Below are 14,157 nucleotides of genomic sequence, written 5' to 3'. Positions count from 1 at the left end.
TTTTGTGTTTATTAATACGAATGAGGAAAAAATTGTAGAATTTCAAGAAAATAATATCGAAGTTAGAAAATAGACTTTGATTTTGAATACTGAATACTGAATTCATTTAATCAACAAAAACAGATAAACTAATAGACAAAAAACTACTGTGCAGCATCTTCTCTAATGAGTTCAGCTCTTTTAATTTGAAAAGGTGTAAACCAATCCCAACTGACACCAATAGATATTTGATTTCCAGAATCAACAAAACGATAGTTATAGTTGTCATGTCCATAGATATAGCTTGCAAAAATACCAATATCACGATCAAATGGATACAAGGTAAATGTAGTTTCGCTTCGTAACGGTTCTACAAAAGGATGTGCACCTTGAATGAGTTCAATTTTTTGTTCTATTGAATAACGTAATTTAGGTTTCCAAACATGAATATATTCGTACCCTAAACCAAATCGATTTCTACCATAAATATTAATATCAAAATCTGTATAACCACCAAAATCAAGTAATCCGATAAATTTATTATGATATAATTCCCAAGAAGCTGTAAACGAATGTACTTTGTATGGTTTATCAAATTTATTTAGATTATTGAATCTAAAATTAACCGATAGTTTAGTGGTATTGGTAGAAAAGTTTCCGTTTTTTCTATTTAGCAATTCTGATAAATTACTATCATCTGTAATCGTTGCATGAAAATCAGTACATGGCATGGTTTCATCATCTTCACCTGCTAAAAAAGCACAACCAGACTGTCCATTTGAATAATGTCCTGTTTCAAAAGCCCAAGCAAAGAAGTTATTATTTTTTGTTTTGTATAATTGTTGCCAACCAAGTAAAATACGATACGAAGGTGTTTTTACAGGTTTCGAATTTTCCGCATACATACGAATATGTGGTTGAAACGTTATATAGATTGCATCACTACGCCTCTTGGTTCCTTCTTGCATAATTCGACGCATATTATTATATACGCTATAATACACAATTGGTTTTGCATCAAACAAAATACTTTCATGAGAGTTTATGTTTGATTGATAGCTAAATGTAGGTTTTGCAGCAATTGGATAATAATCTGTAAATCCATTATCATTGTTACTGTCTTGTGCTGCTACTACATTTAAAAATATAACCGCAACTAAAGTTAGTATACATCTGTTCATAACTCACCTTTTAATGATCGTGATAAAAGTAATTGATTTTTTCACATAATGAAATAGTGTTTATCCATATATTTAACACAAAAATTACGTAAAACTACGTTACTACAACTTTGGAATATTTTGCTAATTTTAGAAAAAAAATAATACATGGGACATCCTAAAGAAATCTTGATACTTAGACATGCAGAAAAACCTACTGAAGCAAGTAATGAAAATTTATCTATCAAAGGTTATGAACGTGCCGCGGCACTGGCCTATTATATGCCAGCTACTTTTGGTACTATTGATCATATCTTTGCTGCCGGTGTTGGACATAAAAGTCATAGCAAACGTCCTGTAGAAACTATTACTCCATTGGCAGAACGCTTAGGCAAAAAAGTACATGATTCTTATTTAAAATATGAATATCCAGAAATGATTACACATATTTTTGGAGACGATAAATATACTGGAAAAACAATTGCAATTGCGTGGCAACATACGGATATTGAAGATATTGCCACTAAATTTGGTGCACTTGAAGTACCTACTTCAAAATGGCCTGGCGATTGTTTTGATTTGGTTTGGAAATTGACTTTAAATGATGACAATAGCTATACATTAAATCAAATTCCACAATTATTAATGTATGGTGATTCTGATGATGTTATTACTGATCCGTTAACAAAAACTTTTTGTGAAGAGTTAAAATCTATTGATCCAAGAGAACTCTGCGGTACACAACCTATTTTACCAGCTGGAAACTTTCCAAATATAGCAATGACCTGCATTTTTCAAGTTCCAGAAGCGTCCGTTCCAGAAGGACTAACTGAACAATATATTTTTGTAGGAGCTGGTTATTTATTAAACGAACAAAACATTATTGACAATAAAATTGCAGCAATCTTAAATGTTGCGTATGATGAAAATGATGCTAAAGATTTACAAATTCCGTTTTCAGATCCTACTGTTGATAAAAGACCTGCATTACCTTTTAAATTAGCTGATAATGAAAAATACTATTTAAATCAATTGGATAAAGTTGGCTTGGTTGATGGAAATGAAAATGATATTAATACACTTGTAGCGGCTGTTTTAGAGGCTGAGCAATTACTAAATTTCCCAACACCTACGCAACAAAAAGCAGATGGAGTTGTCAATTTTTATGCACAAGGAAATTTAGTTATTCACTGTCATGATGGAGGAAGTCGTTCCGTAACAGTAACTGCATTGTACCTATACTACAAGTATTATGTAACGACAGACATTCCGTTCCAAGATATATATAAAAGTATTATTTGCCTACGTTGGAATCATTCTGTTAATAATCATCCAACACAGGGTATTTGTGAAAATGCTTATGAGGTTTTAAATACATTTGAAGCATTATTTCCGGAGCCAATTCTTAAAAAATAAGATGTATGGTTTTCCCTTACTTTTGATAACGTGATATTTTATAATTTTAAAATCTAACTTAAAATTATAAATCATGAAAAAACAAAAATTAAAAAACTTAGCATTAAACAAAGTAGCAATTTCTAACTTTGAAATTAAAGGAGGACGTGCGCCATTAAGAGGAGAATCTTTATTTAATACGGTTTGCCCGATGTGTGAAACAGAAGATTGTCCTTCAAAAAATGAAGAACGATAAATCTTTAATTTATATCATACTTAAAAGCTTTCAGGAAACTGGAAGCTTTTTTAGTTATTCATATTACACAACTGTAGATCATTTCTGAATTTTTATCCACAAATAAAAAAATTGAATATCTTTGATTTTATAACCATCCCAATCAACACATACTATGAAGAAATTATTTCTTATCATCTTTTTACTTTCTTTCTGTTTTATAAACGCTCAAGAAGGATTTGAAAAAGATATAGATGCTATTGAAGCAAAATTAATTGAATGGAGACGTGATTTTCATGAAAATCCAGAATTATCTAACAGAGAATTTAAAACTGCGGAAAAGATTGCAAAACACTTAAAATCATTAGGGTTAGAAGTACAAACTGGCGTAGCGCATACAGGTGTTGTGGGAATTTTAAAAGGCGATCTTCCAGGAAAAGTATTAGCGTTACGCGCTGATATTGACGCACTTCCAGTAACAGAACGTACAGATATTCCATTTAAATCTAAAGTAAGAACAACGTTTAATGATGTTGAAACTGGTGTAATGCATGCCTGCGGACATGATACACATATTTCTATCTTAATGGGCGTTGCTGAGATATTTTCAAAACATAAAGATAAAATCAGAGGAACTATAAAATTCATCTTTCAACCTGCCGAAGAAGGCGCTCCAAAAGGCGAAGAAGGCGGCGCAGAACTAATGGTAAAAGAAGGTGTATTGAAAAACCCAGATGTAGATGCCATTTTTGGTTTACACATCAGCGCTGGACAAAATGTGGGAACAATTAATTATAAACCTGGCGGAATTATGGCAGCTTCTCAAAGTTTTGAAATTACTGTGAATGGTAAGCAAAGTCACGGTTCACGACCGTGGACAAGTATTGATCCAATTATGGCAAGTGTAAAAATTATTGATGGTTTACAAACCATTATCAGTAGAGAATCAGAATTGACAAAAGAAGGTGCAGTTATTACCATTGGAAAATTTACAAGTGGTGTACGAAGCAATATCATTCCTGAGAAAGCTACATTGGTTGGAACCATCCGCACGTTAGATTATGATATGCAAGCCTTTATCAATAAACGAATGAAAGAAATGGTTCCTGCTATTGCAAAGGCATACAGAGCCGAAGCAACGATTGAAATTGAAAAAGGATATCCTATTACGTATAACGATCCAAAGTTGACTGCACAAATGTTGCCTTCACTTCAAAAAGCTGCTGGTGCGGATAATGTAAATGAAATCAGAGCTATTACAGGTGCAGAAGATTTTTCATTCTTTCAAAAAGAAGTGCCTGGATTGTATTTCTTTTTAGGTGGAAAACCTGTTGGAAAAGAAGCAACTTCGCATCATACTCCTGATTTTTATATTGACGAAAGTGGAATGAAACTTGGCGTAAAAACTTTTGTACAACTTACGTTAGATTACCTTAACAATTAACAAGAAAATAACGACTTACATTTTTTAGATACCTTTACATTGCTATTATAAGAATACTAACTTCTAAAATTCCCCATGAATAAAAGTATATTATACTTACTATTCTTTTATACAATTGTATCATTTTCGCAATCTAATAAACTGTATCATAAAACATACAATAAGCAAGATGGTTTAGCAATAGACAACATCGCTACGTTATGTTTTGACACTGATGGTTTTTTATGGTTAGGCGGAAATAATTTAGATAGTAGAACCATTGTAGTTAGCGATAAAAAATTAGCGTTACAGCGTTTTGATGGTCATATATTCCATGATATAGTATTACCAGCATATGAAAACTCAATTGTGGGAATACAACAATTATATAAAAGAAACGATGGCAAATTTTATGTAGTTTGCAAATTGTCTAAAGGTCGTACATTGCTACTCTTCGATCCATATACAACTGCTTTTAGTGTGGTAGAAATTGATGAGTTTGATTTTGCTAAAATTGGACTATCGCATATCGTTTCCTATAATAATGAAGATTATGTGTTAATACAAAAAGATAGAACGGTTTCTCTTGTAAAACTAAAATACGATGTATCATCCTCAACGATTTTCAGTTTCACGGACACAGAAAATAAATTTATTATAAATAACTTCAGTAGAATTATTCCGTTTACAGATTTTGTAATGATTTCTGATGATAATTTTACAGTTAAAATTTTTGATTGGAATGGCAACTTACTAAAACAAATTGATACCGTAGATACAAGTACATCACCTCAGCAAAAAAGAATTGTTATTGATGAAGTCTTTATTAAAAATAATACACACTATGTCTTTTTGCATAAGAATCCAAACCTTTATAGAATAGACGAAATAAAAAAAGATATTATACGTGTCAAAAATAATGAGTTACCTAATATTCACTTAAATACGTACACAGATACTCTTGGTAACACACGTATTGTTGCTTCAAACACAGAAAACATTTCTTTTCACTCTTTTAAGGACAATTCATTAATATCTGATTATCAAATTAATATAAATGCTCTTCATGGTTTAAAAGTTGAATCAAAAAATATAAATAACGATTTATGGTTAGCAACCAATGGTAAACTTCACTATTTTAAATTTCCAAGTACTACTGTAAAAAACTTTCTACCTGACTATCAACTAAGAACTTTAAAACCATTAGATAATGATTATGTTTTAGCAACTACAGAAGCTAATGGTTGGTTTACAATAAATACAAAAACTAATGAAGTCTCTCCATATAAAATCACCCTAAATAATAAACTCTTTAAGGCTTCTTCGCGAAATATCATTCTTGAAGATAGTATACTATGGACCAATGGTAACTACGGTATTGTAAAAGTAAACACAAAAACAAAAACGGCAAAAAGCTATCGGCATTACCCAGTTATATCTCTTGAAAAACTAAATGACAGCATTCTTGTGTATGGTACAAAAGGTTATAATTTAATGGAGTTTCATACGAAAACTGGAATACATACGCCTTTAATAGCAACAGATTCGCTTGAAATTTATGACATTGAAATTAGAAAACATGACAAGCTTATTGTAGCGGGAACAAATAAAGGTTTACTGACCTATGATTTAGTCACAAAAAACACCAAACTTTATACTAACAAAACAGCCCTAGAAGATCCTTTTATTTTAATGCTAGATTATCATAAAGACTACGGATATTTATTAGGTTCTCGTTCTGGAACTGTTGTAGCTTTTGATCCTAAAAGTGAAAACTTTACAACTATCTATAAGGACGAATTAAACACAGGAATCGCAACTATTTTAGTTGATGACAATTTTTGGTGGATCAATACTTTTAACGGCATTGTAGCTTTTAATCCTATAGATAAAACAACAACACGTTTTTCGGAAAAAGATGGTTTCACACATTATGAAGCTAATAGATATAGTGCTTTAAAAACAGACAAAGGATTATTTATTGGTATGATAAAAGGCTTAAATTATTTTGACTCAAAAGCATTAAAAACACAAAAAGATTCAGCCAAATTAACACTATTAAGAGTTAGACATTATAACAAAACAGCTAAGGTTTTTAAAGATAAATTTAATAGAAATACCTTTAAAAATAATTATAGCATTTCACTACCTACTGAAAATCGTGCTTTAGATATTGACTTTGGCTTAAAAAACATAAACGCCGTAAGCAAAGAGTATAGCTTTAGATATAGACTTAATGATAAAAATTGGGTTGAACTAAAAGACAAAACCAGTATTCAATTTCCAAATTTAGCGGCAGGAAACTATATCTTAGAAATTGAAGCCGAAGATTTTTCGGGACATAAACTCGGCAAATCATTAAAAATACATATTAAAAGCAATGAGTTTTTTTATAAAACTTGGTGGTTTTTCACATTAGTCTCGTTAGCTATTATAGCTTTTCTTAGTTGGTTATTATTTCAAACTAAGCAAAGAAAACGATTGCAAGAACAGTTTTCTCAAGGGTTAATACAATCGCAAGAAAACGAACGCAAACGTATAGCAAAGGAATTACACGATAGTATTAGTCAACAACTCACACTGATAAAAAAGAAAGCACAAAACACGAACCAAGACGAAATTACGTCACTCACACACAATACACTAGAAGAAGTACGTGCTATTTCTCGTGGTTTATATCCGCCTTTATTAAAACAATTAGGACTCACTGAAAGTATAGAGCAATTGATTTTAGAAGTTGATGAACAAACCGATTTATTTGTCTCTGGAGATATCGATAAGATAGATGCTTTTTTTAATGAAGATCAAACATTAAATTGTTATCGTTTTATTCAAGAATGTATTCATAACAGTTTAAAGCATGCTAATGCTAAAGCACTTTCCGTAAGCGCATTAAAATTGGGTAATACGATTAAAATTAGCATTCAAGATAACGGAAAAGGTTTTGATGCCACCAATGCACAAAAACAAAATAGTTTAGGTTTAAAAACGATATACGAACGTATTCGTATATTAGATGGCGAGTTAACTATTGATAGTAAACCAAATCAAGGCACCATAATCATAGCTAAAATCCCTTTGAAGAATGGCTGAAAATTTAACAATTGTAGTGGCAGACGATCATCCAATGTTATTAAAAGGGTTAACCGAAGAGTTAACAGCTAATGATTATAATGTTATTGATACTGCCCTAAACGGCGCTATTGCATTAGAACTTATTACTAAACTGAATCCAGATATTGCTATTTTAGATATTGAGATGCCTTTATTAACTGGTTTTGAAGTGATCAAAAAATGTGAAGATAAAAACTTAAAAACTAAGTTTATTGTCTTGACTTCACATAAAGAAAGTCGTTTTATATATAAAGCCAAAACACTTAATATTTCTGGATATTTACTTAAAGACGAGCCTTTTCATGAAATTCAAAAGTGTATCCATACCGTTTTTAATGGTGAATATTACTACAGTTCAACATTTAATGATGTATTTGACAAAGAGATTTCTCCAAAAATTCAGAAAATAAAATTATTATCGCCATCAGAGCGAACCATCATACGTCTTATTGCTGACAATAAATCTTCAAAAGAAATTTCAGAGAGCTTGCTTATTTCCATAAGAACAGTTCAAAAACACAGATCTAATATCATCAACAAATTAGACTTAAGTTCTGATCAAGATGCACTTAGTAATTGGGTATCAACTAATAAATTACTTCTCGCCTCTATATAAAAAAATCATCACTACGTACCCCTACGTAATTTTTGCAGTACCTACGTATATCATAGCATGCTTCTTTCAACGTATTTTTGTCTTATTGACTAATACCCCTATATTATGAAAAAAGTATTGTTTGTAGCCATGCTATGTGTGTATAGTGTGACATTTTCACAGAATTTTGATTTTCAAGGTTTATCGTATAGTATAAACACAAGTGATCCTACTACAGTAACTGTAACAGGAAGAGTTGCTACTAATACAAATACTGACATAGTGATTCCAGATATGGCAAGTGACGGTACTAGCTTTTTTACAGTTAGCGGTATAGCAAATTTTGCATTTTTGCAGGATCAATTAATAAGTGTCATTATTGGAAATAATGTGACTAGTATTGGAGAAAATGCTTTTAGATTTAATCAATTAACAAATGTTGACATTCCTAATAGTGTGATCAGCATAGGAGGCGAAGCATTCAAAAATAATCTTTTAATAAATGTCACAATTGGCAATAGCGTTAACACTATAGGAAACCAAGCATTTGCAAATAATCAAATAATAAGTGTGACTATTCCTGATAGTGTGACCACTTTGGGAAGTCAAGCCTTTCAATTTAATCAATTAACAAGTGTCACTATTGGCAATAGCGTTAGCAGTATAGAAAACCGTACTTTTTTCACAAATCAGTTAGCAAGTATTACCATTCCTGATAACGTGACTAGTATTGGAGAAGCTGCGTTCTCTCAAAATCAATTAACAAGTGTGCACATTCCTAATAATGTGACCAATATAGTAGCTTTTGCGTTTTATCAAAATCAATTAACAAATGTCACTATCGGAAATAGCGTTAGCAGTATAGGTATTTTTGCTTTTCAATTTGGAATGGTAACTACTATAGGGACTGGAGAACATAGCGTTACTTTTTTAGGGGAAACTCCTCCTACAATTGAATCTAACAGTTTTGTAAATGAATTTATTGGTAATAATCGTAGTGACATTGCGGTAACTGTGCCCTGCACGTTTGTAACAAACTATACAAGTAATGCACTATATACTGATTTTTTCGGATTTACTCCACCAGCAGAAACTTTTACCGCTCCAGTAGATGTATGCTTTGATGCTGGTATACAAACTGGATTATCTGGAGGCGCTCCAGTAGGTGGTGTTTATAGTGGCCCTGGCATTACTGATGATGGTAATGGAATGACTTATAGTTTTGACCCAGTAATAGCAGGAGTTGGAATTCACACAATAAGCTATGACATAACAGATACTGTTAATTGTACTTATATAGCTACTGACATCATAGAAGTGTTAGCATCAACCGCAGCTACATTTTCTGCGCCACCAAACCTAAGCCTTAATGCAGGTATACAAACTGGTCTTAGTGGAGGAACTCCTGCGGTAAGTGTATTAGCTACGACAGTTACCATAAATGTTGATTATGATGAAGTTGGCTTTCAAGGTTTTATGGGTGGAAATATCGTATTTGATAGCACTGGAGCTATGGTATCAACAAACGTTACTGCTAGTAGTGGTGTTGTTGGTACTACAATTAATTTATTGGATGCAACTGCTTCGGGAGATACTATAACACTAACGTTTGATAATGGGCAAACACCAACTATCGTCGCAGACACTACTATTATAGGAGCTTCAGGTACTATAAATTTCATCTCAGGTACTAGCTTCACTATTGATGGAGATTCTCAAGATTTTGTATCGGGTACTGGTACAGCAATTACAAATTTCATTGGTTCTCGTCAATATTCTGGACCTGGTGTAACAAACGATGCTAATAGCATAACCTATAGTTTTGATCCAGCCGCAGCTGGTGTAGGCACACATACAATTACCTATACCTACACAGGTGATAATGGCTGTACTGTTAGTGCCAGTGATACGATAACCGTATTTGTTGAAATGTCTGAATTCATAACCACTTGGAAAACCGATAATCCAGGAACTTCTAATAACAACCAAATTACGATACCTGCCATAGAAGGCAACTATACAGTAGATTGGGGAGATACCTCTACTCCTGATACAAATGTTTTCGGACCAATAACACATACCTACGCCGCGGCTGGGACGTATACGGTAACTATTTCTGGAGCCTTCACAACAATATATTTCAATGACGGAGGCGATAAAGAGAAAATCCTTTCTGTAGAAAATTGGGGAGATCCTGTTTGGAATTCAATGGGAAGAGCTTTTAAAGGTTGTACCAACCTAGTTGTCAATGCGCCAGATATGCCAGATTTATCACAGGTTACTAGTATGGCAGGTATGTTTGATGGAGCCGTTGCTATGAATCAAGATATCGGTAACTGGGACGTAAGCAATGTACAAAATATGGATGGGATGTTTAGAAACACATCGTTCAATCAAGATATAAGTAATTGGGATGTGAGTAATGTAAGTGTTTTTGCCTTTATGTTTGATGGAGCCACTGCATTTAATCAAAATTTAAGTGCTTGGGGAACTCGTTTAGGAAGTGCAGATAACATGGCATCGATGTTTAGAGGTGCTACTAATTTTAATGGAAATATAGAAAACTGGAATGTAACAACAGTTACCAATATGGTAGGAATGTTTGAAGGCACAGCTTTTAATAGAAATATCAATACTTGGAATGTAAGTAATGTACAAAACATGGCTTTTATGTTTTCTGATGCGACTGTGTTTAATCAACCACTAAATGATTGGGCTACTCGCTTAGGGAATGTAACAGATATGACCAATATGTTTGAAGGTGCTATTTCATTTAATCAAGACATAAGCAATTGGGATGTTAGTAATGTACAATTAATGGCAGGAATGTTTTCTGGCGCTACCGCTTTTAATATGCCTATTGGAGCTTGGGGAGCAAATACAGCCAATGTTGAAAACATGGAATTTATGTTCAACGAAGCAACATCGTTTGATCAAAATATAGGAAACTGGAATGTTGAAAATGTAAACAATATGACTTCGATGTTTTTTGGAGTAACATTATCTGTTTCAAACTATGATTCTTTACTTACAGGTTGGAGTACACAAATGCTTCAGAATAATGTAGAATTTGATGCTGGAAATAGCGGATACTGTACGGCAGAAGCAGCAAGACAAAGCATTATAAATACCTATAACTGGGATATTATAGATGTAGGTGTTGAAAATATGCCTCCAACATTTTTTGGTTGCCCAACTGATATTATACTATCAGAACCTACAAACCCAGGAGATTGTGGAGCCATTGCAACTTTTACGGCACCTACAGCTACCGACAATTGCTCTTCGGCTACAGTGACTCAAACATCAGGATTAGCTTCAGGTTCATTTTTCCCTTCAGGGACAACAGTAATTACATACACTGCTACTGATGATGCTGGCAATGTTGCCGAATGCACATTCAATGTCATTGTACAAAACGCATCGCCACCAATTGCTAACTGTAAAGACTTTACACTAGAGCTCGATGCAAATGGATTCGGAATATTAAATGGCGCTGATATAAATGACAACAGTACCGATGATTGTAATATTTTAAACTTATCCGTTTCACAAAGCCTATTTACTATTGCTGACATAGGTACACATGTGGTAACATTAACCGTTGATGATGGAAGCGGAAACTCAGATAGTTGTACCGCAACCGTTACAGTAGAAGATAATGTAGCCCCAATAATGCAATGTCAAGATATCACACTAGATCTAGGTATGACAGGAATGGTAACGTTAAACCCAATTGATATATTAGATGATTGGTCTAATTATGAAATTACATTAGTAAGTGGTGACAACCAATCTAATAATGAAGGGTTTTCTGACTTGTCAGTTACAATAACCGAAGCTACTACCCTAACTTTTGATTGGGAGTTTGATTCTTCTGATGATCCAGCGTATGAATCATTTGGATACCTCATTAATGGAACATATACGCAATTAAGCTCTAATACTGATCCAATACCACAGACTGGAAATGCAAGCATCGTATTAAATCCAGGTGATGTTTTTACACTAAGAGGAGTTACTGCAGACAATACTTTTGGCAATGCCACAACGACCATTACAAACATATCATCTAGTTTGTCTTTTGGGCAATTTACCAGCTCAAACTGGATGGAAACTTTAACCGAGTCCGATGGTTCAACAGATGTTAGTGGTTTTGCTGTTTCAGATGCTAGTGGTTTGTTGTCATTTACCATGAGCCAGACTGACTTTGATAGTAATCATTTAGGAACTAATACGATTACGTATACCTCTCAAGACAATCAAGGCAATACAAATACCTGTACAGCAATAGTGACTATAACAGGTAACACATTATCATTAGATGCTATTGATGTAAGTTCTTTTATGATATATCCTAATCCAACTACGGATGCCTTGTATATTAACGGTTTAAATCAATCAGAAACCGTTGAAATCTATAGCATAAATGGACAACAGTTATTCACCAAAACTATTGATACAAATACTAATAAAATTGATGTTGCTAAATTATCGGTAGGTGTGTATTTTTTAAAAATTAAAGACACTACTTTAAAGTTTATTAAAAACTAATCCCTATGAAAAAACGACTACTTTTACTACTTGCACTAACTAGCATTTATCTACAAGCACAAACCACCTACACCTACACAGGTAATGGTTATTGGGGAAATGCAGCCAATTGGTCACCCTCTTATCCTGGTACAACTATAGTAGCTGGAGATACTGTAATTATTAACGGAAATGTTGTCGAGGTAGATATAATAAATGCTGGACACTTAACTATTTCAAGTTCTGGAAGTATTACAACTGGTATTAATTCTGGAATTTCTAATACCGGGACATTAATTAATGAAGGCGCTCTTATTGCGACAGAATTTGGAGGGTTTTCTGCCTTTATAAGTACTTCGGGAACACTTTCTAATACAGGGACTATTACTATAGGTCTTGGTTCAAGTGTAGATGTCACGGGATCACTTATAAACACTGGAGTAATTGAAATACAATCAGTTGCCAATTTATTTTTTAGTCAAAACGCTACAATAGAAAATTCTGGAACAGGAATTATTAATAATAACGGTTCTTTTAACACAGCAGCAACGTTTACTAATATGGCAACAATAAACAATGTTGCCACGTTAACAAATACTGGAGTTTTCACTAATGCTCAACAACTAAACATATCGGGTACGTTTACAAATACTGGAACTTTCACTAATAATCAACTACTAAATATATCGGGTATGTTTACAAATAACGGAACTTTTGTAAATGTACAAACAATAGAAAACACAGGTGCTTTTGTAAATAATGACCAGAAAACGGCAACAAACAATGGTACCTTTAATAACACGAATAGTGTTACAAATAATGGAATTTTCGTTAATCCTCTAACACTAAACAATACAGGAACCTTTGTAAATAATGCCACTTTAGAGAATACTTCTCTTTTTAACAACACGGGAACGCTTACTATAGCCGCAACTGGTACTATGCTGAATTTAGGTACCTACACAAATGAAGGTACTATTACAAATAATGGTACTATTACAAATAATGGTACCCTTAATAACCCTCTATTATTTACAAATAATGGTAATTACACAAACAATAATATATTTAATAATACTGGAACCTTAAACTGTAACGGCGCATTTACAAATACAATAGCATTCTCGAACGTAGGAATTATAAATATTGAAACACAAGGAACACTTACTGTTTCTCAAACTATAAACAATCAACCTACGGGTAGTATAACTAATGCTGGTACAGTAACTACGCTCGCATTAGGTACACTTAATAATTTTGGTACATTTTCTAACACCAATGCAACATTTACAAACGCAGGAACTGTAGTGAATAACACCAATGCAAATTTCGAGGTTACCGATAACACCTCCATGCATTTGTTTAGAAATCAGGCTACATTTACAAATCATGGTACACTTACATTAACACTTGCATCTAGTCCTTCTAATACCAACACAGGAACGATAAATAACACAGGAGTTTTTGATATACCTAATAATTTTCCTTTTACTTTTCCAAATCAGGGAACTATTGCAAATCATGGTGTGTTTACTATTAATACTGATCTAATTAATGATGGTGTATTCCTTAATACAAATGAGTTTAATGGATCATATCGAGGTTCAGGGAGTTTTGCAAATGAAGGAATCATAATGGGGGGGTACATAGTCATTCGAGATTTTGGTTTACTTACAAATACAGGTACCATAAATACTACAAGTATAGGTATGTCTTTTGATAG

The 14,157-nt window shown here is 33.0% G+C and carries 7 protein-coding genes and 1 pseudogene; 7 read left to right on the top strand and 1 reads right to left on the bottom strand.

The genetic code is table 11. The annotated features are described in order from the left end of the window. Nucleotides 1-143 precede the first annotated feature (143 nt). Complete coding sequence (locus Q0828_RS11235; protein ID WP_298420624.1) at nt 144-1,160, bottom strand: hypothetical protein; 1,017 nt, start codon at nt 1,158-1,160, stop codon at nt 144-146. A 147-nt stretch (nt 1,161-1,307) separates the two neighbouring features. On the opposite strand from Q0828_RS11235, the gene Q0828_RS11230 reads away from it, so the two are divergent. The 7 genes and pseudogenes from Q0828_RS11230 to Q0828_RS11200 all read left to right on the top strand — a co-directional run. After that, complete coding sequence (locus Q0828_RS11230) at nt 1,308-2,555, top strand: hypothetical protein (RefSeq protein ID WP_298420622.1); 1,248 nt, start codon at nt 1,308-1,310, stop codon at nt 2,553-2,555. A gap of 73 nt (nt 2,556-2,628) precedes the next feature. Further along, a complete protein-coding gene (locus tag Q0828_RS11225) occupies nt 2,629-2,790 on the top strand; it encodes a hypothetical protein (RefSeq protein ID WP_298420620.1) in 162 nt (53 codons plus the stop codon). 154 nt (nt 2,791-2,944) lie between these two features. Beyond that, nucleotides 2,945-4,213 carry an amidohydrolase gene (locus Q0828_RS11220; RefSeq protein WP_298420619.1) on the top strand — a complete coding sequence of 423 codons (1,269 nt, stop codon included), beginning with the start codon at nt 2,945-2,947 and terminating at the stop codon, nt 4,211-4,213. Between the two features lie 75 nt (nt 4,214-4,288). Further along, nucleotides 4,289-7,285 (top strand): ATP-binding protein, encoded by a 2,997-nt coding sequence (locus Q0828_RS11215; protein ID WP_298420617.1) that lies wholly within the window; start codon nt 4,289-4,291, stop codon nt 7,283-7,285. Beyond that, on the top strand, nt 7,278-7,922 hold the full coding sequence (locus tag Q0828_RS11210) for a response regulator transcription factor (protein ID WP_298420614.1): 645 nt from the start codon (nt 7,278-7,280) through the stop codon (nt 7,920-7,922). Before Q0828_RS11215 ends, Q0828_RS11210 begins: the two co-directional genes overlap by 8 nt. A gap of 105 nt (nt 7,923-8,027) precedes the next feature. Then, nucleotides 8,028-12,455, top strand: coding sequence for a BspA family leucine-rich repeat surface protein (locus Q0828_RS11205; RefSeq protein WP_298420613.1), 4,428 nt, complete (start codon nt 8,028-8,030; stop codon nt 12,453-12,455). Nucleotides 12,456-12,460: 5 nt separating this feature from the next. Then, a pseudogene (locus tag Q0828_RS11200) lies at nt 12,461-14,157 on the top strand (hypothetical protein); the annotation flags it as partial.

This window comes from uncultured Kordia sp. (assembly GCF_947496985.1).
Classification (GTDB): Bacteria; Bacteroidota; Bacteroidia; order Flavobacteriales; family Flavobacteriaceae; genus Kordia.
Note: the sequence above shows the minus strand (reverse complement) of the source record. Positions and strands in the feature narration are given on the sequence as shown.